This is a genomic window from Synechococcus sp. W60.1 (assembly GCF_047461575.1).
Taxonomy (GTDB): Bacteria; Cyanobacteriota; Cyanobacteriia; order Thermostichales; family Thermostichaceae; genus Thermostichus.
This window is the reverse complement of record NZ_JANSHL010000002.1, coordinates 146958-172035: the sequence shown is the minus strand read 5'-3', so window position 1 is coordinate 172035 and position 25078 is coordinate 146958. Positions and strand designations below refer to the sequence as shown.

General features: G+C 57.7%; 26 protein-coding genes and 1 other RNA gene. 13 read left to right on the top strand and 14 right to left on the bottom strand.

The window, feature by feature from the left end; genetic code table 11:
- The first annotated feature begins 76 nt into the window (after positions 1-76).
- The 6 genes from NW805_RS02875 (at position 77) to NW805_RS02850 (ending at position 5960) form a co-directional block, all read left to right on the top strand.
- Entirely contained in the window at positions 77-967 is an 891-nt protein-coding gene (locus tag NW805_RS02875; protein ID WP_414421583.1) for an FAD-dependent thymidylate synthase, read from the top strand.
- Between the two features lie 134 nt (positions 968-1101).
- Positions 1102-1782, top strand: a complete 681-nt coding sequence (locus NW805_RS02870; protein WP_414421582.1) for a class I SAM-dependent methyltransferase — start codon at positions 1102-1104, stop codon at positions 1780-1782.
- A 353-nt stretch (positions 1783-2135) separates the two neighbouring features.
- Positions 2136-2567, top strand: a complete 432-nt coding sequence (locus NW805_RS02865) for a hypothetical protein (protein ID WP_414421581.1) — start codon at positions 2136-2138, stop codon at positions 2565-2567.
- A complete protein-coding gene (locus NW805_RS02860) occupies positions 2500-3684 on the top strand; it encodes an exopolysaccharide biosynthesis polyprenyl glycosylphosphotransferase (protein WP_414421580.1) in 1185 nt (394 codons plus the stop codon). The genes NW805_RS02865 and NW805_RS02860 overlap by 68 nt, the downstream gene beginning before the upstream one ends.
- 9 nt (positions 3685-3693) lie before the next feature.
- Complete coding sequence (purC, locus tag NW805_RS02855; protein ID WP_414421579.1) at positions 3694-4452, top strand: phosphoribosylaminoimidazolesuccinocarboxamide synthase; 759 nt, start codon at positions 3694-3696, stop codon at positions 4450-4452.
- A 17-nt stretch (positions 4453-4469) separates the two neighbouring features.
- Entirely contained in the window at positions 4470-5960 is a 1491-nt protein-coding gene (locus NW805_RS02850; RefSeq protein WP_414421578.1) for a DUF2157 domain-containing protein, read from the top strand.
- A gap of 1106 nt (positions 5961-7066) precedes the next feature.
- On the opposite strand, the gene hemC is transcribed toward NW805_RS02850, so the two are convergent.
- Positions 7067-8053 carry a hydroxymethylbilane synthase gene (hemC, locus tag NW805_RS02845; RefSeq protein ID WP_414421577.1) on the bottom strand — a complete coding sequence of 329 codons (987 nt, stop codon included), beginning with the start codon at positions 8051-8053 and terminating at the stop codon, positions 7067-7069.
- A gap of 278 nt (positions 8054-8331) precedes the next feature.
- Between hemC and NW805_RS02840 the strand changes: the two genes are divergently transcribed.
- From NW805_RS02840 to serS, 4 genes are all read left to right on the top strand, one after another.
- Complete coding sequence (locus NW805_RS02840; RefSeq protein ID WP_414421576.1) at positions 8332-8793, top strand: YlqD family protein; 462 nt, start codon at positions 8332-8334, stop codon at positions 8791-8793.
- 187 nt (positions 8794-8980) lie between these two features.
- Entirely contained in the window at positions 8981-10462 is a 1482-nt protein-coding gene (locus NW805_RS02835; RefSeq protein WP_414421575.1) for a glycosyltransferase, read from the top strand.
- A 63-nt stretch (positions 10463-10525) separates the two neighbouring features.
- Positions 10526-11518 (top strand): ketol-acid reductoisomerase, encoded by a 993-nt coding sequence (ilvC, locus tag NW805_RS02830; protein ID WP_414329205.1) that lies wholly within the window; start codon positions 10526-10528, stop codon positions 11516-11518.
- 34 nt (positions 11519-11552) lie between these two features.
- Entirely contained in the window at positions 11553-12860 is a 1308-nt protein-coding gene (gene serS, locus NW805_RS02825; protein ID WP_414329206.1) for a serine--tRNA ligase, read from the top strand.
- Between the two features lie 333 nt (positions 12861-13193).
- Here serS and NW805_RS02820 read toward each other — a convergent pair whose 3' ends face one another.
- From NW805_RS02820 to NW805_RS02765, 12 genes are all read right to left on the bottom strand, one after another.
- The gene (locus tag NW805_RS02820; RefSeq protein ID WP_414343637.1) at positions 13194-13598 is read right to left on the bottom strand and encodes a hypothetical protein; all 405 of its coding nucleotides are present in this window, start codon (positions 13596-13598) and stop codon (positions 13194-13196) included.
- A 68-nt stretch (positions 13599-13666) separates the two neighbouring features.
- Positions 13667-13764: signal recognition particle sRNA small type (ffs, locus tag NW805_RS02815), an RNA gene on the bottom strand.
- A gap of 72 nt (positions 13765-13836) precedes the next feature.
- On the bottom strand, positions 13837-14559 hold the full coding sequence (locus NW805_RS02810; RefSeq protein WP_414329208.1) for a carbon dioxide-concentrating mechanism protein CcmK: 723 nt from the start codon (positions 14557-14559) through the stop codon (positions 13837-13839).
- A 26-nt stretch (positions 14560-14585) separates the two neighbouring features.
- Positions 14586-15251: a hypothetical protein gene (locus tag NW805_RS02805; RefSeq protein ID WP_414421574.1), complete on the bottom strand. Its 666-nt coding sequence runs from the start codon at positions 15249-15251 to the stop codon at positions 14586-14588.
- 66 nt (positions 15252-15317) lie between these two features.
- Entirely contained in the window at positions 15318-17279 is a 1962-nt protein-coding gene (locus NW805_RS02800; protein ID WP_414373738.1) for a ribulose bisphosphate carboxylase small subunit, read from the bottom strand.
- Between the two features lie 71 nt (positions 17280-17350).
- On the bottom strand, positions 17351-17650 hold the full coding sequence (locus NW805_RS02795; RefSeq protein WP_011433394.1) for a EutN/CcmL family microcompartment protein: 300 nt from the start codon (positions 17648-17650) through the stop codon (positions 17351-17353).
- Positions 17650-17991: a carbon dioxide-concentrating mechanism protein CcmK gene (locus NW805_RS02790; RefSeq protein ID WP_414421573.1), complete on the bottom strand. Its 342-nt coding sequence runs from the start codon at positions 17989-17991 to the stop codon at positions 17650-17652. The genes NW805_RS02795 and NW805_RS02790 overlap by 1 nt, the downstream gene beginning before the upstream one ends.
- Positions 17992-18062: 71 nt before the next feature.
- Positions 18063-18371, bottom strand: coding sequence for a carbon dioxide-concentrating mechanism protein CcmK (locus NW805_RS02785; protein WP_011430450.1), 309 nt, complete (start codon positions 18369-18371; stop codon positions 18063-18065).
- Between the two features lie 510 nt (positions 18372-18881).
- Positions 18882-19607 carry an energy-coupling factor ABC transporter ATP-binding protein gene (locus tag NW805_RS02780; RefSeq protein WP_414419084.1) on the bottom strand — a complete coding sequence of 242 codons (726 nt, stop codon included), beginning with the start codon at positions 19605-19607 and terminating at the stop codon, positions 18882-18884.
- Between the two features lie 7 nt (positions 19608-19614).
- Positions 19615-20442, bottom strand: a complete 828-nt coding sequence (locus NW805_RS02775; RefSeq protein WP_414421572.1) for a cell division protein FtsQ/DivIB — start codon at positions 20440-20442, stop codon at positions 19615-19617.
- 57 nt (positions 20443-20499) lie between these two features.
- Positions 20500-20718 carry an NAD(P)H-quinone oxidoreductase subunit O gene (locus tag NW805_RS02770; protein ID WP_011433398.1) on the bottom strand — a complete coding sequence of 73 codons (219 nt, stop codon included), beginning with the start codon at positions 20716-20718 and terminating at the stop codon, positions 20500-20502.
- Positions 20719-20847: 129 nt separating this feature from the next.
- Positions 20848-21093 (bottom strand): hypothetical protein, encoded by a 246-nt coding sequence (locus tag NW805_RS02765; RefSeq protein WP_414421571.1) that lies wholly within the window; start codon positions 21091-21093, stop codon positions 20848-20850.
- A 1752-nt stretch (positions 21094-22845) separates the two neighbouring features.
- Here NW805_RS02765 and petE point away from each other — a divergent pair.
- Both petE and NW805_RS02755 read left to right on the top strand, forming a co-directional pair.
- Entirely contained in the window at positions 22846-23256 is a 411-nt protein-coding gene (gene petE / locus NW805_RS02760) for a plastocyanin (RefSeq protein ID WP_011433401.1), read from the top strand.
- A gap of 176 nt (positions 23257-23432) precedes the next feature.
- Positions 23433-23663 carry a hypothetical protein gene (locus NW805_RS02755; protein ID WP_011433402.1) on the top strand — a complete coding sequence of 77 codons (231 nt, stop codon included), beginning with the start codon at positions 23433-23435 and terminating at the stop codon, positions 23661-23663.
- 36 nt (positions 23664-23699) lie between these two features.
- Here NW805_RS02755 and NW805_RS02750 read toward each other — a convergent pair whose 3' ends face one another.
- Complete coding sequence (locus tag NW805_RS02750; protein ID WP_414421570.1) at positions 23700-23912, bottom strand: DUF2997 domain-containing protein; 213 nt, start codon at positions 23910-23912, stop codon at positions 23700-23702.
- Positions 23913-24000: 88 nt separating this feature from the next.
- On the opposite strand from NW805_RS02750, the gene NW805_RS02745 reads away from it, so the two are divergent.
- Complete coding sequence (locus tag NW805_RS02745) at positions 24001-25050, top strand: potassium channel family protein (RefSeq protein ID WP_414421569.1); 1050 nt, start codon at positions 24001-24003, stop codon at positions 25048-25050.
- Positions 25051-25078: the final 28 nt, after the last annotated feature.

Below are 25078 nucleotides of genomic sequence, written 5' to 3'. Positions count from 1 at the left end.
TTCTCCGCTGCCAATATGATCTTACAAGGATCTCAGAATCCTAACATGCGGTGCGAAGCACTAGGGGATGCAGCCTGTGGATGCTTTGTTTCAAGTTGTGGTGCTGAATCAAACCCCAGATCCAGAACGGGTCATCTACCAGGCCATGCATCAGGATTACAGCCCTGATTTTGTCACCTCAGAAAGTCGGATCCCGGAAAAGTATGGAGAGGCGGTGGTGCGGCATTTGCTGGAGGGCAACCGTGGCCACTATGGGCCTCTAGAGCATCCTCAGATCACGTTTGGGGTAGGCTATTTTCCCCATGCTGTCATGCAACAGGCCCGTACTCATCGGGTGGGAATTTCTTTTGATGTTCAATCCTTCCGATATACAGGCCAGCAAATTGCCGATTTGGGCAAAAAGCTCTTGTTCGCGTCAGCGGTGCGGAGCACAACCGAGACTGCTGCTCCTGTTGGCGAGACCGGCTACGGTTGCGTCAGCGATCGCGACAGCGGGCCGGAGGCCTATCGCGACAGCGGTGCGGAGCACATTGCGGAGCACAGTGGCGGGACGGAGTCCTCCTTGTCTTTGCAAGAGCTGGAAACTCTGTTTTACGTTCCTGCCAGCGTCAAAGAGGGCAAGGCCAAAACCCGCCAAGGCTTTAGGCCCATCTCCCCCGAAGCTTTGGATATCATTCTTGCGCAATATCGCAGCCAGGCCATTGCTTATTATCGCCTGGTAGAAGAGTGCGGATTGCCCTATGAAGATGCCCGTAACATCATTGGCTACGGGATCCGACAACACTTCGTGGTCTCTTTCAATTGCCGTAGTCTAATGCATTTTTTGGATTTACGAGCCAAAGAAGATGCTCAACGAGAAATTCAACATCTGTGTGAACTGATTTGGCCCCACTTTGAAGCGTGGTGTCCCCACGTGGCGGCCTGGTATCGTAAGCATCGCTGGGGAAAGGCTCGATTATCCCCCTAAACTTAGTTTAGATAGATATGCTCTGCTAACCCCTTCTGCGGCTAATCCTGTTTTTGATCTTTTGTTGGGTTACGGGTATGGATCCCAAAGCTTATGAGCAAATGGCAGGCTTGGAAGACCGGCATTGGTGGTTTTTGGGTCGCCGTCACATTCTGAGTCGGGTTATTGGATCCCTGTCGCTTCCCCCCTCTGCTTATATTTTGGAAGCTGGCTGTGGTAGCGGCGGCAACCTGGAGATGTTGTCCAGATTTGGCAAAGTTTGGGCTATGGAAAAGAGTGAAATTGCACTGCCGCTGGCCCAAGCTCGCGGTATTGGGATCGTGGCAGAGGGGGAGTTGCCAAACCGGATCCCCTTTGGTTCTCAACGATTTGATTTGATTGCTTTGCTGGATGTGCTGGAGCATCTGGAGAATGACAAAGAAGCTCTCCTAGCCCTCAGTCAAAGGTTAACCCCATCTGGCTACTTAGTTGTAACTGTTCCGGCTTATCCGTGGCTGTGGAGTTTACATGATGAGCTTAATCATCACAAGAGACGATATACCCGCGGGCAACTTTTGTCGTTGCTTAAAAGCTCAGGTCTAGAAGTTTATACCCTTGTTTTCTTCAACAGTTTTCTTTTCCCAATCATTTCAGGGATCCGCATAATGCAGAAAGTGCTTCGCCTGAGGGAAAGCCAAGATCTGAAAATGCCGCCGCTTTGGCTCAATCGACTGCTGACGGGTATTTTTGCTGCAGAAGCCTATCTGATACCTAAGTTTTCTCTGCCCTTTGGTGTATCTCTGCTGACAGTAGCCGGCCCGGCAACGAAATCGTAGTATCCTGTCATCATTGCTGTTCTCAGACTGCACTTTGATCATTGCTTAAACTCTCATATTTCGACATCCAATGTCTGCAATTCTGGTAGTTTCTACAACAGCCTTTTCCGACGGTACTTAACCCACTCAACAGGGATTTTTATCTCTTGCATGATGAGGATCCCAATTACTTAAAGAACTTATTTTGTGTCAGCAGCATGAAGTCCTTTGAAGCTGGGAAGGGCCGTCAATAGAATTATCTGGTGAGGGCTACCCATTCAAGTTTTGGTCAACACTGATCTTGTCCAATAGCCTCAGATGCACAATCTTTTCTGTAAGATTGTCAACAGTCTTGATGCCGAAGGAGATAACCCTTGGCCGAACGCGGCTATAAAACTCGTCTGGATCTGCATCGTTTGTGGGTGCCCTTGGCCTGTTTTGGCGATGGCCTTTGTATTTGGTTGGCCTTTGGGGCGGGCTACTGGCTGCGCAGCTTGCGTCCTCATCAGCTCTTGCCTTGGGATGTCTACGCGGCCTTGGGATTGTTGACCGCCCTCAGTTATTGGGGCATTCAGGCGGGCTTAGGCGGATACGGTGAGTCGAAGCGCTTGTCTCACTTTGAAGAATGGGCCAGTTTGCTGGTGGGGTTGGGATTGACGTTTGGTTTGGTGCTGGCAGGGGCCTTTTTCGTTCGCTCGGTCTCTTTGTCGCGGCTGGTGGTGGGCTACGCCGGCTTTGTTGGCTCTGCTGAGTTTGACTTTGGTACGGGTGGGGTTGCGGCTGGGCATGGGCTGGTTGTGCTCTAGGGGCTACGGTCGGCGGCAGGTCATCTGGGTGGGATCCTGGTCGGTGTTGGCGGAAGTGTTGGAGCGATTGCAGCGATCCCCGCAGTTGGGCTTCCAGGTAGTCGCCTGGGCAGGCGTAGAGCAAGGCTCTTTTGAGGAAGATCCCCCATCTCAAAATGGGGATCCCTGTCAAGATTCATATCCAGTACTAAACACCGCCCGCCCCACCTCTGACGGGGTTAAGTCTGCCGCCAGGACTCCGCCAGGAACCCTCTCCCGCTTGTGCAGTCAGCCTGAACCTTCCTGGTCAGCTCTCGAGCGGCTGGATCTGGCCCATTTGATCGCCTATCTGCAAGCTCACCCAGAAGTGCAAGAGGTGTGGTTTGGGCAACCGGAGCTGGCAACTGCTCCTCTATTGCTCAGTTTGCAAGCGTTGTCGGTGCAGGTGCGCTTGGTGCCGGATATCTTGAGTTTTTTAACGGTAAACTTCAGCCTGCAGTCTCTCGACGGGATCCCGCTGCTAACTCTGCGTCAGCCCCCTTTGCGCTACGCCCACAACCGGTTCCTCAAGCGAGCTGTAGACATCCTAGGAGCTTCCCTGGGCCTGATCTTGCTTAGCCCTCTGTTTTTGATTATTGCCCTGCTGGTAGCCTGCAGCAGTCCTGGCCCCATTCTGTATTGGCAAGAGCGGGTGAGCTTGGACGGGCGTCGCTTTTGGATTGCCAAGTTCCGCACCATGCGAGTGGATGCTGAGGCAGCCGGCCAGCCGGGCTGGACGCGCCCCGGGGATCCGCGCCGAACCAAGATAGGAGCCTTTTTGCGCCGCACCAATCTGGACGAGCTTCCCCAGCTTTGGAACGTTTTGAAGGGGGAAATGAGCCTGGTGGGCCCTCGCCCCGAGCGGCCCTACTTCGTGGAGCAGTTTAGCCAGGAGATCCCCAAGTATCCGGATCGGCATTTGGTAAAAAGTGGCCTCACCGGCTGGGCCCAGATCCACGGCCTGCGGGGAGATACCAGCATTGCCCGCCGCACCCAGTATGATCTCTACTATGTGCAAAACTGGTCGCTGTGGCTGGATCTGCGCATCTTGGCCATCACCTTCTGGCAAGGGATCCGCGGACAGCTGAGCGGGTATTAGAGGCTGCCCATGCTCTCTTCGCGCTCTCCCCAGTCTTCCGAGCTTGTCTACGAAGGCAAGGCCAAACGGGTTTACCGCACCGCCAATCCCCAAGTTTATCTTTGCCAGTACAAGGACGACGCCACGGCCTTCAACGCCCAAAAGCAGGGATCCATCGCCGGCAAGGGAGAGGTGAATTGCACCGTCTCCAGCCATGTGTTTGCCTACCTGGCCCAGCAGGGCATCCGCAACCACTTTTTGGCCCAGACCGGCCCCACCGAGATGCAGGTGCGAGCCTTGCACATCCTGCCTTTGGAAGTGGTGGTGCGCAACCGCACCGCCGGCAGCCTCTGCAAGCGCCTGGGCCTGGAGCAGGGGCTTCCTATCCAGCCGCCGCTGGTGGAGTTCTATTACAAAAACGATGCTTTGGGGGATCCCCTGGTAACCCCCGACCACATCCGCCTATTGCAGCTGGCCACGCCGGAGCAGGTGGAGCGCCTCGGATCCCTGGCTTTGGCCATTAACTCTCATCTGCAGGCCTTTTGGCAGCGCTGTCAGCTGGAGCTGGTGGACTTTAAGCTGGAGTTTGGCCTGGACGAGAAGGGAGAGATCCTGCTAGCCGACGAGATTAGCCCCGATACCTGCCGTCTTTGGGATCGGGAGGGATCCGAGCCGCGAGTGCTGGATAAAGATCTCTTTCGCTTTGATCTAGGGGATCCGGTGGCTGGCTATCAAGAGGTGTTGCAGCGGGTGCTTCAGGCAGTGGGATCCCAATTCCTTCTCTCCTAGAGGGAGAGGAGCCAGGGGTGAGGGACTATAATCGCCTCAGCGATCCCACTCCTTTAACGCCCGAGCCTCCTTTCGCTTGTCGGGATCCCGCCATGACCTCTCCCCGCCCCCCCTACCCCGGCGAGCGTTTCCGCCGCCAACTGGCCAACCTGCTGAACACCTGGGTGGAGCAGGGGTTGATTGAACCTGAGCAGCGGGATCGCCTGCGGGAGTATTACCAACTGGAGAGTTTGCAACGCTCAGCCGGCGGGCGATTTGCCCTGGTGCTGCTGCTGTTTGGCGCAGTTCTGGTGGGCCTAGGGGTGATCTCCTTTGTGGCGGCCAACTGGGCTGCCATTCCCCGCTGGGCAAGAGCCTGGGGGTGCTTGGCCCTCATGGTAGGGCTGCAGGTGGCTGGCTTCCAGGTTTGGCAGCAGGGATCCCGACGGCTGGGCAGCGCCCTGCTGATAGCCGGTGAACTGACCCTGGGAGCCTGTATTGGCCTGATGGCGCAGTGGGTTCAGCTTGGCGGATCCGCGGCAGGCCTGTTTTGGGCCTGGGGGATGGGCGGTTTGGCCATGGCCTACGGCTTGCGTCACAGCCCCAGTGGTGTACTGGCCTGCCTTCTGCTGGGCTTGGGGATGGTAGCCGACTTCGTGGATTGGGGGACTGTCAACTTCCTCTATCCTTGGTTGACCCTGGGCCTGCTGGTTCCTCTGGCCTATTGGTGTTGCTCTCGCTGGGTTTTTGCCCTGGCCGTGGTGAACTTTGGCCTGGCGTTGCAAGGGCTGGCCGAGCGTTTGGGCAGCTCTTTTCCAAGCTTGACCCTTTGGCATCTGCTTGGTGTTGCAGTTGTGTGGGGGTTGGGTCTGTGGCACCAACGCCATAAGCCTTGGCTAAGCCGGGTTTTAACTGAAGGAAGGGATCCAGAGCTTCCCGGCGAGCTGGAGCAAGGCTTGGATTTGGCCCCGACAGCCCAGAACTTGGCTCTGCTGGGGCTGGGCGTCCTGCTCTATGTCTGGAGCTTTGTCGGGACGTGGGTCGATCTTTCCGAGGATCCCCTCTGGAACGTTGGGGATCCCTGGGCGAGCTTGTCGGCAGTGGGGTTGCTGCTGCTGACGGGCTGGGGCTGGTGGCAGGGTTGGCAGGAGAAGAGATCCCAGCCCGTTTCGTCTTGGCTGAAGGATGCTGCTGTTCTGATTTCTCTGGTTGCCTTGGCGCTTTTGCTGGGGATCGGCAGCGCTGTGCCTTTGAACGTGACGGCAGGAGCAGCCTTGGTCCTCTTTGCCCCCTGGATAGTGACCTTGCTGTTGCTGGGGCTGTCAGCAGTGCTCTGCTGGGAAGGGCTACAGCAAGGGCGGCGGGGGCGCTTCTGGCAGGGACTGTTGGGGCTAACCCTGGTGGTGCTGACCCGCTTTTTCGAGTACCCAACCGGCCTGTTGGCCAAGTCGGCGGTGTTGGTGGCCTGTGGGATCGGGGTAATCTGGCTGGGGCTGAAATTTGAGCGGCGGATTTTCTCCCGTCTCTAATTCTTGCCCTTCTAGGAAGCCAAGCCCCGCTACATGATCAAGCAAAGGAAAAAGCTGGAATTGAGCTGGAATTCACAAGAATTTACAAAGTTTAAGGAACCTGCTTGTATTCCCCAATGTCTTTGCTAGTAAATTCTCAGCTTTGGCTTGAGCTGAGCTTTGGCTTGAGCTGAGAAGGAAGTGGGCATCTCTATCAAGATTTGGAGAATACAAATGAGAAGTAGGACTGCGTTTGGGCATTTTGGCTTTGCTACTTACGCCCCTTTGGGAGAGTGGTTCTCTTTCGGGTGTTGCCTTGGCTGAAGATCATCTTTTAGTGGCTCAGGCCCCGGAGCCAGCTAGGCAGCCTATGCCTTCTGTGCCTAGATCGATACCCTCCCCAGTTCCCATAGCTCCGGCAGAATCCTCAGAAACTGTAGATGAGCTATTCCGCCAGGTTCCTTTCCCCCCTTCGCCAAGCCCTCTGCCTGGCCTTCGGTGCTCGAGACCCATGGTGTTGCGCTCAGTAACCCTCAGCGCTCCTCCGCCAAACCCTGCTTCCCCCCTGCAATCGGAGGTTCCACCCAACGTTTGGACAACTCTCCAGGGCCCTTTCGGGACAGTCAACTGGGGAGAGCCCCAAGCCAATAAACTCTTTGCTCATACCTTCCAGTGGAGCCCCCCTTGTAAAACGGGCTGCCGGATGGGAGGCACCCTTACGTTTACCTATCGCAATAACTTGCAGGCAACAAGTAACACAGCTCCTAATGCCGGGAACGACAAGTACTACCTATTCAACAGCGCGATTTCAACCGGCGGGATGTCACCTCCAACTCAAGCAACTCAAGCGGGGTTTTTGTATACTTCCCCAAGTGTGCCTGGCCAAACCTTCACCAAAACTCTAACCCTCTCGCCGGCAGAGATTGCCAACAACCGAGTGACCTTAGTAGTTCAAGATGATACGGCGGTTTTGGAAGCTAAGCTAGAGCTTAGATACTGCTGCTGTGAATGCGAGTTTCCCATTTGAAGTTGAGTGAATTTGCCTTAGGGAGGACTTCCGTGCCCCTCTTTTCTTCAACTCCCCCTGGCTGCAGACCTCAAAGCTTACTCAGAAAGGGTGGAAAAGCCTAACGGCGGGCCTGGGCAAAAATGGCCTGCAAAATCTCGTCGGCCCCCTGCTGTTTTAGCTTTTCTGCAAGAGCCATCCCCACTGCCTCGGGATCGGCGGTGGATCCCGTCTGAGTATCGCGGATGAGCCGCCGGCCATCCAGCTCGGCCACCATACCGGTTAGGTGCAGCTCCTCCCCTCGGACTTGGCTGTGAACGCCAATGGGCACCTGACACCCTCCCTCCAAAGCCCGCAGGAAAGCTCGCTCTGCCAAGCAGCGGGCTGTGGCCTCCGCATCGGCCAAGGGTCGGATAAGCTCCAGAATCCGCTCATCTCCCTGCCGACACTCGATTCCCAGGGATCCCTGGCCAACCGCGTACAGAGACACGCTGGGATCCAGCACCTCGTGGATCCGGTCGGCTTTGCCCAGACGCTTCAAGCCGGCCACCGCCAAAATCAGGCCATCGTACTCTCCCCGCTCCAGCTTAGCCAGGCGGGTGTTGAGGTTGCCCCGCACGTCCTTAAAGCGCAAGTGGGGAAAGGCATGGCGCAGTTGGGCCAGTCGCCGCAGCGAGGAGGTGCCAATCACTGTTCCTTCGGGCAGGGTGGCCAGTTGGTAGCTGCGCAGCTCCTCTCGCAGCACCAAAGCGTCCAACGGATCCTCCCGCCGCGTGATCGCCCCCAACACCAAGCCCTCCGGCAGGCGAGTGGGCAAGTCTTTAAGGCTGTGTACCGCCAAGTCGCTGCTGCCGTTGAGCAGGCTAACTTCCAATTCCTTGGTAAAAAGACCTTTGTCCCCAATTTTGGCCAGTGCCACATCCAGGATGATGTCTCCCTGGGTGGAAAGGGTGTTGAGCTCCAGGGGTAATCCCGGATGGTGTTCTTGCAACTGACCCATCACCCACTGGGTCTGCACCAAAGCCAACTCGCTTTTTCGAGAGGCAATCCGCACCGGCTCGGTGATCCCAGCAGAGGGCTTGGAAGGGGTCGAGGCCCGTTCGCTCATGGCTGCCGCAAAAAAGAACACTGTCTCTCACGCTAGCCGAATCTGTGCCAGGGCAAGGCGGCGGCCTTTAAGATCCTTAACCAAAATTGCAGTTTCCCGAAATCAAGACTTTACCGCAGGGATCCCAGCCGGTAGGATAAGTAGATGGATTCTCCGGCTCGGCGGGGGAGGATCCGGTCTGTCAAGCTCCTCTTCCCCAACCCCAGAGCTTTTGAGGGGAGCTTTCTACAATGGGCACAAGCCCCTGGTTTGGTTGGTCGTCTGCCTGGATGAGTCATATGGAAGAAAACAACGTCAGCAACGGCACTCAATTACTGCTCAAACGCAACATTCCCGTTAAGGTGGTGGTCACACCCCTTTGGAAAAAGGAAATGCAGGAGCAATTAGAGCGGCAGATCGAAGCCACCGATGCTCAGATGCAACAGCTGGAGTTTCAGGGCAAGCGGGCTATTGCCGAACTGGAGAAACAGAGCCCCAACCCCAACAGCCCCCAAGTGCTCCAACAGGTGGAAGCGGTGAAAAGCCGCGTGAACGAGCAGAAAATCCGCCTCTTGGATCAGAAAAACCAATTGTTGCAGCAGATCAACCAACTGAACACCCTGGAGCTTAACCAAGAAGTGCTGCAGGGCAATGTGGAGAGCTTCTTCCGAGTCCAAAAAGGAGACAACCTGATCCAGAAAATGCAGGTCGAGATCCTTCTGGAAGATGGGGTGATCAAAGAGATTCGCGGTAACCCATAGGCTACTCACCCCCTTGCCGGAGAAGCGGCAGTCGGGATCCCCAATTTTTCTCGCCTGTAGGTTCTCGAGAACTCCGTTTCGCCAACACAATGGGTGACAATAGGTAACAACCTCTTAACAGCCTTTGGGTTAACGCTCGCACAGGCTGGCGAGGTTGGGTAACATTGCCGCCCGGGGGAGGATTCCCATGTCTGAGTTCGTCTGGTCAGAGCCAGAGCCTCTCGAGGATCTTCATCTTCCCGATTGGTTGCTCACCTCGGCCCAGCGCCGCCGTCTCAAGGCTCTGCTGGTTCTGGCCATGGTGTGGGGGTTGGTCAGCCTGATGCATGTGGTGCCGACGGCCCGTTGGATCACTGTTGGTTTGGCCACGTTCATGGTGATCCACATTAGCCGCTTATTTCGCCTGCAACCGGCGACCTCCCTGCCCCCTCTGAGACTTCCTCCTGCCGCTGCGACCCGCCGGGATCCCAGTTCAACAGATAACAGCGATGACCCTAACAACAATGACTCTGTCCTGCCAATGCAACGGGATGGGCAGAGCGGGCTTTCTGAGTTGGGCGGGCTGGCCTTGCCCCGTGTGGCTGTGTTGATCCCAGCCAAGAATGAGAGCGCAGTGCTCCCACGGCTGTTGCACAGCTTGACCCAGCTCCGTTACCCCACCAGCCATCTGGAGCTGTGGGCCATCGACGACAACAGCAGCGATGCCACCCCTGAAGTCCTGCGGGAAGCCCAAAATTGGATCCCCCATCTGCGGGTTTACCGGCGGCAGCCAGGACGAGGGGGGGGCAAGTCCGGTGCCCTCAACGAGGTACTGCCCCTGACTCAAGGGGAGATCATCCTGGTCTGCGATGCCGATGCTGTGGTGCCCTCGGATTTTCTTGCCCGCACTCTACCCTTGTTTGTTCAAGTGAGCAGCCTGCGCAGCCGTTTTGGCAGACGGATGGTAGGGGCTGTACAGGTGCGCAAGGCCCTGAGCAACCCCAAGGTCAACTTCTGGACTTTGGGGCAGGTGGCGGAAATGGCCTCCGACGCTTATTTTCAGCAGCAGCGCGTGGCCGTGAGGGGCATTGGCGAGCTACGCGGCAATGGCCAACTGGTGCGGCGAGATGTCTTGGAAAAGTGCGGCGGCTGGAATGAGAGCACCCTCACTGACGACCTGGATCTCACCTTCAAGCTGCACCTGGCGGGCGTAGATATCGCCTTTCTGACGGAGCCGGCCATCGTCGAAGAAGGGGTCACCTCTTGGAAAAGTCTCTGGCACCAGCGCTGCCGCTGGGCGGAAGGGGGCTACCAGCGCTATCTCGACTACTGGCCAGGGATCCTCAGTCGCCGTATGGGGATGGCCAAAACAGTAGATCTCTGGGCCTTCTTTATTTCTCAGTACTTGCTGCCGATGGCCTTGGTTCCCGATACCCTCTGGGTGCTGTTGACGGGCCACTCCTCGGTGCTGCTCCCCTTGAACGCTCTGGTGATGGGCTGCCTGACGGTGGCTTTTTACCGGGGGCTACGCCAGGTGGAGGGCTTGCGCGGACGGCGACTTTGGTGGCACACCGCCCTGGGCTTGGTCTACATGCTCCACTGGCTGCCGGTTATGATCGCCACAACCGCTCGCATGTGTGTACAGCCCAAGCGCCTAAGGTGGGTGAAAACTGTTCATCACGGCGCTTGAGATCAGCAAGTTGGATCCAATCCTGCTATCCTAGTCAAGCACCTGCTCACGCCCTGCTCGACCATGGCCCGCCTCTACTACGACACCGACGCCAACCTGGAGCCTTTGGCCGATAAAACCGTTGCCATCATCGGCTATGGCAGCCAAGGCCACGCCCACGCCCTCAATTTGCGCGATAGCGGTGTCCAGGTCATCGTTGGCCTTTACCCTGGCAGCCCTTCCTGGCCCAAAGCCGAGCAAGACGGCTTAATGGTCAAAACGGTGGCGGATGCTGCCGCTGCCGCCGATTGGGTAATGGTTTTGCTGCCCGATGAAGTGCAAAAGGCCGTTTTCCAGGGCGAAATCCGTCCCCACCTGCAGCCGGGGAACGTGCTCCTCTTTGCCCACGGCTTCAACATTCACTTCGGGCAGATCCAGCCGCCGGCAGACGTGGATGTCATCATGGTTGCCCCCAAAGGCCCTGGGCACTTGGTGCGGCGCACCTACCAAGCGGGGGAAGGGGTGCCCTGCCTGTTTGCCGTCTATCAAGATGCCTCGGGAATGGCACGGGAGCGGGCCATGGCCTATGCCAAAGCCATCGGTGGCACGCGGGCCGGCATTTTGGAAACCACCTTCCGGGAAGAGACCGAAACCGACCTCTTTGGCGAGCAGGTGGTGCTCTGCGGTGGGCTGACGGCTCTGATCAAAGCGGGGTTTGAAACCTTGGTGGAAGCGGGCTACCAGCCGGAACTGGCCTACTTCGAGTGCCTGCATGAGGTGAAGCTGATCGTGGATCTCATCGTCGAGGGCGGCCTGGAGAAAATGCGCCACAGCATCTCCAACACGGCAGAATACGGCGACTACACCCGTGGCCCCCGCATCATTACGGAGCAAACCCGCGCTGAAATGAAACGGATCCTCGCCGAGATCCAAAGCGGCCAATTTGCCCGTGAATTTGTCTTGGAAAATCAGGCCGGCAAGCCAGGGCTTACTGCGATGCGGCGCCGCGAGGCCGAACACCCCATTGAACAGGTGGGCAGGGAGCTGCGGGCCATGTTTAGCTGGCTAAAGAAATAGGTCGGATATCTGGAGCTGAGGGTAGACCATCTCTGTGCTGGATCTGAAGCTGCTGCGGGATCGCCCTGAACAGGTACGCCAAGCCCTGCAAAACCGCCGGGCCACAGTCGATCTGGATGGGATCCTGCAGTTGGATCGGGAGCGGCGGCAGTTGGAGGCCCGCAAGGGATCCCTGCAGGCCGAAAGCAACAGCCTCGGCAAAAAAGTCGGCGAGATCATCCGCCAGGGGGCAGATCCCCAAGGCCCCGAAGTGGCGGCCCTGCGGCAGCGGGGGGTGGATCTCAAGGCCGAGATTGCCCAACTGGAGCAGCAGGAACGGGAGCTGGAAGAGGAGATTCGTGCTCGGCTGCTCACCCTGCCCAATTTGCCCCTGCCCAGCGTGCCGGTTGGCCGAGATGAGGCCGACAATGTAGAGGTGCGCCGCTGGGGTGAGGAGCTAAAGCCGGCCCATCCTGTCCTTCCCCATGACGAGATTGCCGAAAAACTGGGGTTGCTGGAGATTGGCCGTGCGGTCAAAGTGGCCCAAAGCCGCTTTGTGGCTATGGTAGGGGCGGGCGCGGCCCTGGAACGGGCTTTGATTGCCATGATGCTGGAGCGCCACGTTGCAGCCGGCTACACCGAGGTGATCCCACCCTTTTTGGTCAACAGCGCCGCTTTGCAGGGGACGGGGCAGTTGCCCAAGTTTGCCGAAGACAGCTTTCGCTGTGCTGACGACGACCTGTGGCTGATCCCGACGGCGGAAGTTCCCCTTACCAATCTGTACCGGGATGAGGTAATCCCTGCGGAGTCCCTCCCTCTTTACTTCTGTGCTTACACCCCTTGTTTTCGCCGTGAGGCGGGCAGCTATGGCCGCGACACCAAGGGGCTGATCCGGTTGCACCAGTTTCAAAAAGTGGAGCTGGTCAAGGTCACTCGCCCAGATCAATCGGAAGCCGAACACGAGAAGCTGGTGCAGGATGCCGAGGCCATCTTACAGATGCTGGAGCTGCCCTACCGGGTGGTGGAGCTGTGTAGCGGCGATTTAGGCTTTGCGGCAGCCCGCTGCTTTGACTTGGAGGTGTGGTTCCCCTCCCAAAATCAGTACCGCGAGATCTCCAGTTGCTCCAACTGCTGGGACTTTCAGGCCCGCCGTGCTAACCTGCGCTACAAAGAAGCCGGCCAGAAAGGCACCCAGTTTGTCCACACCCTGAACGGATCTGGCTTGGCGGTGGGGCGCTCTCTGGCTGCCCTGCTGGAAAATCACCAACAGCCGGATGGCTCAATTCGCATTCCCAAGGCGCTGCGTCCCTTTCTCAGCTCCCGCTTTCTCTCGGAAGACGGGATCCTCATTCCTGCTGTCTGATCTCAAACTCAACAAGATTGGATTGAGATGCTCCTGCCCAGATAGGCGGGTGTTCCCATCTTTTCTCCGACGACGGAGAATTGCAAGCTGTCTCACGGCAGTTTTTTGAAACCTCTGAAATGAACAACCTTGACCTGCCCCCGGCTCTAAAGGGCGAGGATCCCTAACACTTCACAGAGACGATCCACCTGACGGTAGCCTCAATCTTTAGGGTCATTTCAAGTTAGGTTGAGACACTTCCCAAGTGCTCTGCGGTACCGCTTCCGCTATGCAAAAGGGGAGAGGAGCTAGGAAGCAATGCATTCCTACCTTCCTGCCGGGCTGTCCTTCCGCTCAAGATTTGCCCTTGAGGCGATCCAACTCAGCTTGCAATTCGGCGATCTTTTGGCGCAGACGGGCCGCTTCCGAAAGTTCGATGGCCGTGCCTGCCTCGCCCTCGGTATCGCTAATGTCATCAATGGTGATCTTGCGGGGGCCGGCAGTTTGTCTGTCTTCTCCCTTGCGGTTGGCGTTGGCGGCGATGGCATCCATGTAAGCCCGCGCCTCTTCAGCGGTCATCGCCCCCCGCTCCACCAGCTCGTCCACCAAAGCTTGCGCCTGCTTGCGCAACTCCATCAGACGGATACCCGCTTTGCTGGCCACCTTGGCAGCATTATCCGCCGCCACAGCCGCCAAACCCATGCCGAAGTAAAAGGCTTTTTGAGCCCAGTTGGCGAGGGGATTGTCTGTCTCGGACATTGCTAGGACAAGGGGGAGAAAGGCGAGAAGGGGAATGACCCAGCAGAGAGGAAAGTGGGGTAGCAAAGGGCGACCCGGGTTGACGCGCCTGCTCTGAGCATCCCGTGGTGCTGCTATCTTCCGATCCTGACACGGTTTGGGCGTCGGAGCTGCACGGACCCAGGTCTTCCAGTAGCCTAGCATTTTTCCCCGCTGCCCTGCTCGGCTTTCTTGGGCAACAGATGGGTTTCTCAGGGGGCTAGGGAGTTTCAGGCGGCTCCAGATAAACAGGGATCCGTTCCACAGCCGTATCGCTGCGCTGCACCTCCTGTTCCTGAACTTGAGGAAGGGTCACCGGCAAGGTCACTGGCTGGGCAACAAAACAACTGGCCACGGGCAGGGCTTGCTCCAGCTCATCCAGAGGGCGCGGGATCACCGCCACCGCGTGCAGTTCCCCAATGCGCTCTGCTTCGTACATGCCGGCATCGATGGCAATGGCCACGTTGGCCACTGTACCGCGGATAATGGCCGTACATAGGCCATCCCCAATGGTCTCGTAGGCCGCCAGTTGGACATCCGCGGTTTTGAGCATGACATCGGCAGCTCCCACCATTGCCGGGAAGCCGCGAGTTTCCAGCAGGCCCACGGCCAAGTTACTGAGGCGGCTATAGCCGCGGTTTTGTGCCAGTTGAGACAGCTTGCTGCTGATCGGCAGTACCACTTCCAAGTTGGGCAGGGGGCGCGGGATCACCAAACTGGAGATCTCCTCTTGGTCAAACTGGCGGGCCAGCTCAATGCCCTCCTCAATGGCAATGCGCACATCGGCAATTCCCCCCCGCACAATGGCTGTGCAGTAGCCCCCCGAGGTTTTCTCAAAGCCGATCAGCGTCACGCCTGCCGACTTGGTCATAGCGTCGGCAATGCGCACGATGACCGGAAAGCTGCGCGTCTGAATCAGGCCCAGGGAGGTTGACATCGGCATCCTAGCTACTCACGCCAGTTTAGCCATTAGAGCCGGCTATCCCCAGAGGAGAGCACCTGTCGATGGGGATAAATCTTGCTCAAGAGGCGATCCAATTCCCAATGGCCAGGGATCCCATTGAGCTTATGGGTTTTGGTCTCTGGGGAGTCGGATTTTTCTTGGTGCCAACGGCGGGTTTGCTTTTCCACATTGGCCACTGGAGAACTGGGCGGGGGAGCTGTCTCAGGCGGCGTCTCTTGGGCCATTTCCACTTTCGCCGGCGAGGGCTCTGCCGGGATGGGCTTGCCGGCGCCCCCTTCTTGGAGGTTCAAACCATAGGTGGGATCCCCGAGCAGCGAGCCGGGGGGAATGACTGCTTGGCTGAGCACCGAACAATTCAGCACCGTGGTTTCCGAGCCGATGCAGGCGTTTTTGCCGATGGTGCCCTGCCCGATCACCAGCACCCCCATTCCCAAGGTTGCTCCCGCCTCCACGATGAGGGATCCCCCACAGGCGTGCAGAACGGATCCCATGCCGATACACGCGCCGCGCTCGATGTAGATCCGACAGCCGGGGTTAGCCCGCAGCAGCACCCCTGCCCCAATCCCCACCCCAGCTTCCACCTGCACCTCACCACTGACAAAATAGCGAGTTTCGCCGTTTTGGCCAGGCAAGGCGCGGAGCGTCATGGAGTTGGGCAAAGTAGAGGCCAACAAAGTGCTCCTCATCGCTGGGAGGTTGGACTTGAACCAACAGAGGTCAAAAAAAGCTGGGATCCCTCAAGGGGTTTGGATGATCTGCTCCAGCACTCGCCGTTTGGCCTTGGGATCGATCCCCAGCAGGCGAACGTATTCTCCCTGGTGTTCTGCCAGGCAGGCTTCTAGAGCCGCCACCACTTGGGGCACTTGGGTGGCCTCGATGGGGCTACAGCTTTGCCAGGAAGACGTGCGAAAACGGCGCTTGTCCGCATGTTCGGTGCCGATGCGGTAGCCTTGGCTGAGCAACTGCTGCACCTGAGCCACCACCTCGGCGCTGAGGCGGGTGCCAGAAAGGGATCCCTTGGGGGCAGAAGCAGGAGCCGCGGCAGCAGCAGCAGATTTTCCGCTAGGGGTTTGGATTATGCGCTCATAGACCCGCCGTTTGCCTTTGGGATCGATCCCCAGCAGGCGCACATATTCTCCCTGGTGCTCCGCCAGGGCAGCCGTCAGCTTAGCCAACACCTCTGGCCCGCGGGTGGCGCGAATGGCCGGCCCACTCTGCCAGGAAGAGGTTTTGAAGCGGCGCTCGTCGGCATATTCGTAGCCGATGCGATAGCCCTGAGCCAGCAGCCGATGCACCTCCTCCTGCACCTCCAGATCCAGGCCGGCACTGCCCCCTGCCGCAGGAGCCGTATCTGCCACCACGCCGGTTCCTGCAGGACTGCTGCTCACCTGGCCTTGCGGGGTTTGAATGACCTTCTCCAGCACCCGCCGTTTGCCTTTGGGATCGATCCCCAACAGGCGCACATATTCTCCCTGGTGCTCTGCTAGGGCAGCCTGAACAGCGGCCAGGATCTCCTGCGGCTGACCGCTCAAATTGCTCAAGGTCTGCCAAGAAGAGGTGCGGTAGCGGCGGGCATCAGCCACCTCCAGGCCAACGCGATACCCCTGCGCCAACAAAGTCCGGATCTCCTCCTCCAGCCCTGAGCCAGAGCGAGAGCCGACCGCCCCAGAACCCGGAGCAGCGGCTGCCGAGACGCGGCTGGGCATCCCAGAGACCAGCGCCGGCCCATCGGGGGTTTGGATGATTTGCTCCAGCACCCGCCGTTTAGCCTTGGGATCGATCCCCAGTAGGCGCACATATTCTCCCTGGTGCTCCGCCAGGATGGCCCCCAGCGATCGCACCACCTCCGCCTCGTGGGTGCTGGCGATTGGGCTTTCGCTTTGCCAGGAAGAGGTTTTGAAGCGGCGAGCATCGGCATACTCTAGCCCCACGCGATAGCCTTGGGCCAACAGGGCACGAATTTGCTCCACCACCTCCGGCTTGAGAGGGGATCCGCCGCCGTTCCGGCCATTGCCGCGATGGGAAGAATGAGTCATGGGTGCCGTCTCCGTAGCCGTTGAGTTAGAGGTGCGCTGCAGTTCGTTGCGGATGGGAGCGATACAGACGAGGTTTTCGCTGCACTGGTAGCCCTCTCGCAGGGCTTGGTTGATGCCGATCACGTGTTGGGCAAACTTGGCATCGCTATCCTGGACGTCGGGCAGCCGGTCGGCCTCGGCCTGGGTGGTGATGATGGATCCAGAAGGCACGTACTTGCCTGGGGGGATCTCCACATCCTGGATCAGGCAATGCAACATGATGATGCAGCCATCCCCAACCCGAGCGTTGAACACCGTCGAGCGGAAGCCAATAAAGCAGTCGTTGCCCACGTAGGCCGGCCCGTGGATCAGAGCCATGTGGGCAATGGAAGTGTTTCTGCCAATCCAAACGGAGTAGGGTTGGCCGTCTTCTCCTATCACCCGCCCCTGTTCCAGGCCGTGGATGACCACCCCATCCTGAATGTTGGATCTGGCGCCAATGTGGAAGGGGGATCCCTCGTCAGCGCGAATGGAAGTTCCCGGGGCGATCAGCACCTCCGCTTCCACCCGCACATCCCCAATGAGGTTGGAGAAAGAATGCACGTAGGCTGTGGGATCGATCTTGGGCTCCGCCAGTCGGCGAGACCAGGGCGTTGGCGGTGCAGCATAGGTGTGAGCAGGCATAACCGTGAGCCTCTAGAACGCAGTAGGGCGGACAAGGGCAGCAAGAGAGATGAGAAGGGAAGGGATCCCAGCTAGCGTTGATCGCGCTTGTTGTAGAGAGAGCGACCGCCAACGCTGACCGTATCGATAATCGCCATCACCACTGCATCCAGCGGGCGAGTCTGGTTTCCTTGCGGCTGGCGAGCGGCACTGCCTTGGCTAACCAGCACCCACTCGTCAATGCCGGCCCCCACCGGATCGGCAGCCACAGCGTAATCGGGTTGCGGCTGGCCCTCGAGATCGACGTACTGCACCAACAAAAACTTCACGCCCGTCAAGCTGGGATCCTTTTGAGTGCTGGTGACGGTGCCCCGCACAATGGCAATACGCATCAGGGACGGGTGAAGGGACGGATGGCATTGACCCCTTCGCGGAACTGAGCCACATCCTCGGTGTAGCGAATGGGCAACACGTACTCCAGGTTCTCGTGGGGACGGGCGATAATGTGCCAAGACAACAACTGGCCGCCGTTCACCCGCTTCACCGAGTCAATGCCGGCAGCCACCGAGGCTTGCACCTCCGAGACATCCCCCCGCACGATCACGGTGACCCGACCGCTGCCGATTTTCTCGTAACCCACCAGGGTAACGCGGGCTGCCTTGACCATGGCGTCGGCAGCTTCTACCACTGCCGGGAAGCCCAGGGTTTCGATCATTCCAACTGCAATAGCCATAGGTACTCCTTACGCTGAAAGTGAAAGTGGGGTGCGAACTTTCTGGGGTGCGAACTTTACTGAAGTGGGGACTAGGTGCGGAACTGCTCTACCGCCTCGGTATAGCGGATGGGCAACACAAACTCCAGGTTCTCGTGGGGACGGGCAATGATGTGGTGGGAGAGAATCTCACCCCCGCTCACCCGCTTGGCAGACTCCAAACCGGCAGCCACCGAGGCTTGCACCTCCGAGACATCCCCCCGCACGATCACGGTGACCCGACCGCTGCCGATTTTCTCGTAACCCACCAGGGTAACGCGGGCTGCCTTGACCATGGCGTCGGCAGCTTCTACCACTGCCGGGAACCCGCGGGTTTCGATCATTCCAACTGCAATAGGCATATCAACTCTCCACTTTTGAACACACTCAGTTCCTGAACGCTGTCGAACCCAGCAACAAGGCAAATTGATCTCGCTTATTGGGTTCGCTCATGCAATCTCCTTTCGATTTCATCAGAGAGATCCTCTGCCCAAATCTCGATTGACAGCTTTTCCCGGCGACACCTACCCCAGCCACCAGAGACCCCCCTCTGAGGGGAGAAGGCTCTGAGCCACAGACCTCCGACTGAAGTCAGAACAGGTTGTAGGAGCCATCAGGGTTAACCGCAACTGTCACTCAGGCGGGCAAAGCTGCCAACTCTGAGCTAAGTCCACATCTTTCTTGTACAAAATCGATCATACAAAATTGACTAGGACAGCTCAGAGAAGGGATCCCCGACTTAACAAAATGATATCCCCACTCAATCCTGGACGAAAATCAATATTTTTAATTAGCACGATAGCTTTTTATTAAGAGAGGCAAAAATGTTGTCAGCTTAAAAATAATTCTTGATATCTTTTCAACTTTTGTCGTTATCGGCGCAGCGAGGGGGGCACTTCCAGGCCGTGGGCTTCCATGAGGTCGGCTCGGCCCATCAGGTGGGCTGGGGATCCCTGGGCCCAGATCCGCCCTTGATCCAACAGGATGACCTGATCGCACACCTCCAGGATCAGCTCCAGATCGTGGGAAGCCAGCAGAAAAGTGTGGGCGGCCTGTTGCAAAAAAACCATCAACCGCCGCCGGGCTCGCAAATCGAGGTTGGCCGTCGGCTCATCGTAGAGCACCAACTGGGGCTGCATCGCCAGGATCCCGGCAATGGCAACCATGCGCTTTTCCCCACCAGAGAGGTGATGGGGGGGACGATCGGCCAAATGGAGGGTGCCGGTCATCTGCAGGGCGGCCTGAACGGCAGCCGCAATCTCCGCCTCAGGACGGGCCAAATTGCGCAGTCCGAAGGCCACATCTTCGGCCACCGATGGGGCAAACAGTTGGTCGTTGGGATCCTGAAACACCAGCCCCACCTCGGGGCGAAACTGGCCGGGCCGCAGCGGCTGGCCAAACAAACTCACCTGGCCAGAGCAGGGGGGCAACAGGCCGCAGAGGGTGAGGAACAGGGTAGTTTTACCCGCGCCATTGGGGCCGATCACCCCCAGATGTTGCCCAACCTCGACCCGTAGATCCAGCCCTTGCAGCACCGGCGGATGACCGGGATAAGCTGTCCACAATTGGTTCACCTCCACCGCCGGCACCGGGTTCATAGCAAAGCTAGGGCATCCGCACGTCTTTCCAGCGCTCCTGGGTGGCCGTGGGGGTAAGTTGCAAGGTGGGCACACTGGGGCTGGTGAGGTCAATGTGGACGATGTCGTCGGGCGTACACTCGCAGTAGCGGCGCAGATCCCGCATTTGGTTGAGGGTCTGAATTTGCAAGGGCAAGCGGTCGGAAATCGGCCCCAGGTAGACGTTGCCCAGCTCAGTATGCAGGGTAATTCCCGCTCCAGATTGCCAATCCACTGCCCTGATCTGAATTTCAGACTGCTGTAAAGCCCTGAGCAACAGCGCCCATTGCTCTGGGGTGTGGTTCTCCCAGCCCAGCAGCTCCAGCTCAGGCCAAGACGCGGGGGAACGGTAGGGATCGGGAGACAGCCAGTTGCCTTGGACATCCACCCAGCCCATCTGGTCGCCCCATCGCGCCCGCGCAACAGGTTGCCGTTCCCGCACCTGGACGATGACACCCACCGGCAGCAGCCGCCGCTGCACCTGGACGCTTTCGATGGGAGAGGGGCGGGTCGGGGATCCCAGCAAAGCCCTTTCCAAAACAGCCGGTTGCACCTGCCAAATGTTGAGGGGATACTGCAGGGGCAATTGTGCCCGTATCCAGGCGGGATCGACCCAGTGGGCACCCTTTACCTGAATCTGTTCTGGCTGACGAATTTGCCAGTGGGGCTGCCGTAGGCCCAGCACCAGCAGCGCCAAGAGGGTCATCGAACCGGTCAGGCGCCAGGATCCCTGCCAGAATCGGCTGCGCCGTTGCCGACGCAAAAGCTGCCTACGCTGCAGGATTTGTTCACGGTTGGGAGCAGCCAGGAGTGCCATGGATCCCCCTTCACCCCATCACGGGGTATGCAGATGGGAAACATTCCGTGCTTCTACTCAACCCGCCATCTCCTGAACCTGATCCGCCCGCAGCCAAACCGTAGGGGTGGGAACAGCCCCAAACTTAATCTGCAGGTAGTCACCTTTGATATCCACGACTTCTCCGGGGGTCTCGAAAACGTAGTTGGGAATAAAAGGATCGCTTGCCTGCGCTTCTAAGCTACCCTCCAGTTTCTCGCGGATAGCCCGCACCAAGGTGCCTCGCTTAATCGCCATTGCTCCTCCTCAGTTCAGTCGCAGATTAGCCGGTTCGATAGCAGTTGTATCACGCCTGTCGCTGCTGCGAAGAGGAAAGCTGGGATCCAGCCTCTGGTTGGCTCTGACAGGGATCAACCTGAGTTTGGCTTATTTGCGTTTTAGGCTGCGGGCCATATTGCGGAAGGTATCCATGTCCGATCCCCCTTGACGGCGTGGGCTTACTCCGCTGCTGCTTGAAGCGGAGGATCCCTGCTCAGCAGCAGTTTCAGGAGTTTTGGCTTGCTCTGTGGACAACTTAACTTTGCTGAGGGAAGAGACCTGCTCCACCACCTCCACCTTCTCCTTGCTGCCGAAATCCTGGAAGGTGTGCTTCACGATCCTGGGGGTGCGCATGTACTCAATGTTGCCAAGGGTTTTGGCTTCATCTGGGTCGAGAAAAAAAGTATTGTCTTTCCTCTCTTTCGTAGGGGTTGGTTTAGCAAAAGTTTCCGGTGAGGACGTGGCCGCAGCTTGACCACGCCAGCCGAACAAGCGCCTGAAGATGCCTACCATGGTCGTTTTGCCTGCAATGGGAAGGAAGTTGAGCCGAACCCTGGGCGGGCCAGCTGCCCTCGACAAGGTGAAGGCCAAGCCCAGTCATGAAATAATGTTAAGCCAACTGAGAGCGCCGTGCCCCCTTGGCAGAAGGTTTTCTGGGCCAAGTGCTTGTGGCTGCTCTGACCAGTTTGAGTTCCCCTGCTCTCCGGCCTGCTGGGCGACTGTCCTCACCCCTTTTCCCAAAACGAGAGAGCTGACCTGGGAGGATTAGACCGCCTTACGGAAGCCATCATCCAGGGGATTGTTCAGAACTAGCTCTGTAGACTCCGCACGCAGTTTAATATGACCTGCAGGTTTTTCAGCCCTAAGGCTTTGGACGAACGGGATCCCTGCCCCACAGAAGCTGCATTGCGCATTGCTAAATACAATCACTTTAAGCACACTTTAAGCAGGAAGGAGACTTTTCCGTTGTGTTGCTTCCTAGCTCCTCTCTCCCTATGGGAGAGGGGTTGGGGGTGGTTGCGGAAGCGGCGCAGAGCGTTTGGACGGCACTGCGTAGCAATTAGTAAAGTGTCTTAATCTAACTTGAAATGACTATGTGATGATGTAGTGAATAGAGTTGTCTCAATCCAGCCAGACTAAAATCGTCGGCTTATGCCCAGCTCCTCTCTTCTAGAGAGACCTCAGATGTGCTGTTCCAGCCAGCAGTGACTATAGGGACATACAACGAAATAAGAAGCCCAAAAATCACTCTAGCCCCAGGCAAGCACAAACCATAGTAGCAGCTGTGCCCCTAGAGCGGCCTGCCAAGAAAACCTTGCTACCGAGCTTGTGAGGTGTAGTGCACTTCAACCCTGAGAGGAGCGCCCAGGTTCAAGGCAGTGCCAATACACCGGGCCAAGATTTGAATGTTAAGCCGCTGATCCGTCGATTCTAAACTTGTTGCAAGCCGACTCTTGCTTGGACCAACTACGGGTGAACGCTGTACGCTCATCTTAACAGACTCCCTATTTTGGTGAGGGCTGAACAACCAACTGACTTTCAGGTGATGTTATTGAGGAATCTCAAAGGAATACCGACCAGCAGCATCCAAGAACCTGCTCTTTGAGATTAGGATGATTTGCCCTTCTTGTGCATCGACAACCCTACGGATTTGTTAGGCAAGACACTCTTGGACTTTAAGGGATCCCACGGAAAAAGAATCTCTACTTTGCGAAACTTTGCGAAGCACTTTTGGGTAGAGATGAGGACGACCCGGAAAACTGGCTCTCGGTTCCCTGCGCACGCTCGCCAACTGCCAAGATGCTCTACCCCAAGTGGTTGGGGATCCAGCCGCATCGGGTTGCCCAGCAGAAGTGTTGCCATAGACCCGCGAGAGAGTTCTGTTGTTTGACGGGTTCGGTCTGCTGTGGCCTTCTGTTAAAGAACGGATGCTACCGCTCCATAGGTGGGCATGCTCTATTTTGGGATGAGCCCCCTTATAATGAACATTGGGAATCCAACTGTCCCTGCTGTCCCTCCGCCTGGCTGGGTTCTCTTCACTACCTGGAAGGGAACAACGGAGCCGCAAAGTCTGGGATAACTGCTGTTGCGTTTTGAGAGGAATCCATGTCTCTAGTTTTTAACCTGGTGAAGCGTTTGCAGCTCATCCTGCTCAGCCTTGTGGTTGGGGGGCTGGCTGTGGCGTTCTTGTCCAACCCTGCTGCTGCCGAAACCTACATCGTCAAAATGGGATCCGACAAAGCCCAGTTGGTCTACGATCCGCCTTCTCTCACCATCAATCAAGGGGATACCGTCCAATGGGTGAACAACAAGGTCTATCCCCACAACGTCGTCTTTGACAAGGTGCCCGGTGGAGATGCGGCTCTGGCCGCCAAACTCTCCCACAAGGCGCTGCTTACAGCTCCCAAGCAGGTTGTGGAGTCAGCTTTTGTTGATGTTCCTCCAGGTGAGTACACCTACTACTGCACGCCCCACCGCGGGGCCGGAATGGTCGGCAAGATCATCGTGAACGGCTAAATCCGCACCCTATCTGCTAGGGATCCCACCTTTGGTTTTGCCTTGCTGGACAGGGATCCCTGCTTTTAGCATAAAAGTTAGCCCTCTCAGGAGTGGGAGGGCTTTTTAGCGAATGAATACGCATCTAACCGGCTTGTCTTCGAGCCGCACAAGTTTAGTCCACAAACGGGTTCTCTATGACCACCAGCGTTAAAGGTTACCTGCTCTTGGCCGTTTCCTGCCTCAGCGCCATTGCTGCTGTTGGCTCAATTTTCGAGTTGGCTTCTGGCGAGCCGGATTTTGGCGTCGGCCCCACCAGCATCATCTTGGTTGTCGCTGCTCCATTGGCTGTTTGGCTGTTTCAGGCTGCGGTTGGAGCGGCACGGGCCGGCAATACGGCCGGGAAGGGGAGCAAAAAGAAAAAATGAGGAGACGGTGAGAACCCTAGGCAAATGGATATGGGGTCAGCAGGTTTGCTTCAAAGAGACTTCTGACTCCCTCTCGATTTCAGTCAGTTGGTGAAACTCCGGCAAGAGCTCCCGTTTCTGCACGGCTCCGAGCGCCGATTCCAAGCCGGCGGTAGCTAGGGTACAACTGGAGCCAGAACCGTTCAGTACGGTCTCGGTAACCTGTCCGTTTTTGTCGATCCGATATTCCACCTTGATGTATTCAGGCATCGGCACTCCGCTTGTTACCGAACAACAACGGGTTCTTCCCCATTCTAGTTCTTGCTTCCTTTTCCTGGGCTAGATCTGGCTGGGCTCTATGGCTTCTGCTCGTCCCCCCTTCCAGGCTGCCAAAAGGGATCCCGGGATCCGGCGAGACCTCGGCTTGGGTGTGGGGGCATTGGTGTGTGTGGTGCTGATCGGCACCCTCTGGTACCACGGGGTGGAGCAGTGGCCGTGGGTGGAAGCTTTTTACATGACCATCATCACCCTGACCACTGTTGGCTTTATGGAGGTGGATCCGCTGGGGGATCGGGGGCGTTTGTTTACGGTGGCCTTGATCCTGATGGGGGTCTTGAGCATTGGGTTCATGGTGAATCGCTTTACAGAGGCCCTCATCCAGGGACATTTTCAGGAAGGGATCCGGCAGCGGAAATGGAAGAAACAGATGGAAGCGCTGAACAACCACTACATCATTTGCGGTTTTGGGCGCATTGGGCGGCAGGTGGCTCAAGAGTTTCGAGCAGAAGGGGTGCCATTTTTGGTGATCGATCAGTCTGCTGAGGCGATTCAGGTGGCTCAAGAGCTGGGATATGTGGCTCTCCAGGGGGATAGTACTCTAGATGCCACTTTGCTCGAAGCGCGGGTGCAACAGGCGGAGGGGCTGATTGCCGCCCTGTCTTCCGATGCCGAGAACCTCTACGTGGTCTTGTCGGCCCGCACCTTGAACCCCCGCATTCGCACCATTGCCCGCGCCAATACGGAGGAGGCTTTGCAAAAACTGCAGCGGGCGGGCGTTGCCCATGCCATTTCTCCTTACATCACGGGCGGAAAACGCATGGCGGCGGCTGCCTTACGCCCCCGGGTTGTGGACTTTGTGGATGGCATCCTTGTCGGTCGGGATCGCACTTTTTACCTAGAGGAGTACGAGCTGGCAGCCCAAGAATGTCCTTATGTCGGGCAAACCCTACGGAAAGCCGATTTGCGCAACCGATCCGGAGCTTTGGTGGTGGCGATTCGACGGGCGGATGGCCAGTTGATCGGTGGCCCCAGCGGAGAAACCCTGTTGCAGCCGGGGGATCTGCTGTTGTGCATGGGCACCGCAGAGCAGTTGCGTCGGCTTGGTCAGCTGCTCTATCCACGCCCGTAGCAGCCCGTTCTCCACCTGGGTAGCCTGG

Excerpts from the sequence above, each read along its gene's own strand:
- NW805_RS02790 (WP_414421573.1), bottom strand. The coding sequence starts at position 17,991 with ATGGCTATTGCAGTTGGAATGATCGAAACCCTGGGCTTCCCGGCAGTG.
- hemC (WP_414421577.1), bottom strand. The coding sequence starts at position 8,053 with ATGAGCGAACGGGCCTCGACCCCTTCCAAGCCCTCTGCTGGGATCACC.
- NW805_RS02745 (WP_414421569.1), top strand. The coding sequence starts at position 24,001 with ATGGCTTCTGCTCGTCCCCCCTTCCAGGCTGCCAAAAGGGATCCCGGG.
- NW805_RS02765 (WP_414421571.1), bottom strand. The coding sequence starts at position 21,093 with ATGCGCACCCCCAGGATCGTGAAGCACACCTTCCAGGATTTCGGCAGC.
- NW805_RS02770 (WP_011433398.1), bottom strand. The coding sequence starts at position 20,718 with ATGGCGATTAAGCGAGGCACCTTGGTGCGGGCTATCCGCGAGAAACTG.
- ilvC (WP_414329205.1), top strand. The coding sequence starts at position 10,526 with ATGGCCCGCCTCTACTACGACACCGACGCCAACCTGGAGCCTTTGGCC.
- NW805_RS02755 (WP_011433402.1), top strand. The coding sequence starts at position 23,433 with ATGACCACCAGCGTTAAAGGTTACCTGCTCTTGGCCGTTTCCTGCCTC.
- NW805_RS02820 (WP_414343637.1), bottom strand. The coding sequence starts at position 13,598 with ATGTCCGAGACAGACAATCCCCTCGCCAACTGGGCTCAAAAAGCCTTT.
- purC (WP_414421579.1), top strand. The coding sequence starts at position 3,694 with ATGCTCTCTTCGCGCTCTCCCCAGTCTTCCGAGCTTGTCTACGAAGGC.
- NW805_RS02840 (WP_414421576.1), top strand. The coding sequence starts at position 8,332 with ATGGAAGAAAACAACGTCAGCAACGGCACTCAATTACTGCTCAAACGC.
- NW805_RS02835 (WP_414421575.1), top strand. The coding sequence starts at position 8,981 with ATGTCTGAGTTCGTCTGGTCAGAGCCAGAGCCTCTCGAGGATCTTCAT.
- NW805_RS02785 (WP_011430450.1), bottom strand. The coding sequence starts at position 18,371 with ATGCCTATTGCAGTTGGAATGATCGAAACCCGCGGGTTCCCGGCAGTG.
- petE (WP_011433401.1), top strand. The coding sequence starts at position 22,846 with ATGTCTCTAGTTTTTAACCTGGTGAAGCGTTTGCAGCTCATCCTGCTC.
- NW805_RS02775 (WP_414421572.1), bottom strand. The coding sequence starts at position 20,442 with ATGGCACTCCTGGCTGCTCCCAACCGTGAACAAATCCTGCAGCGTAGG.
- NW805_RS02810 (WP_414329208.1), bottom strand. The coding sequence starts at position 14,559 with ATGCCGATGTCAACCTCCCTGGGCCTGATTCAGACGCGCAGCTTTCCG.
- NW805_RS02780 (WP_414419084.1), bottom strand. The coding sequence starts at position 19,607 with ATGAACCCGGTGCCGGCGGTGGAGGTGAACCAATTGTGGACAGCTTAT.
- NW805_RS02795 (WP_011433394.1), bottom strand. The coding sequence starts at position 17,650 with ATGCGTATTGCCATTGTGCGGGGCACCGTCACCAGCACTCAAAAGGAT.
- NW805_RS02750 (WP_414421570.1), bottom strand. The coding sequence starts at position 23,912 with ATGCCTGAATACATCAAGGTGGAATATCGGATCGACAAAAACGGACAG.
- NW805_RS02800 (WP_414373738.1), bottom strand. The coding sequence starts at position 17,279 with ATGCCTGCTCACACCTATGCTGCACCGCCAACGCCCTGGTCTCGCCGA.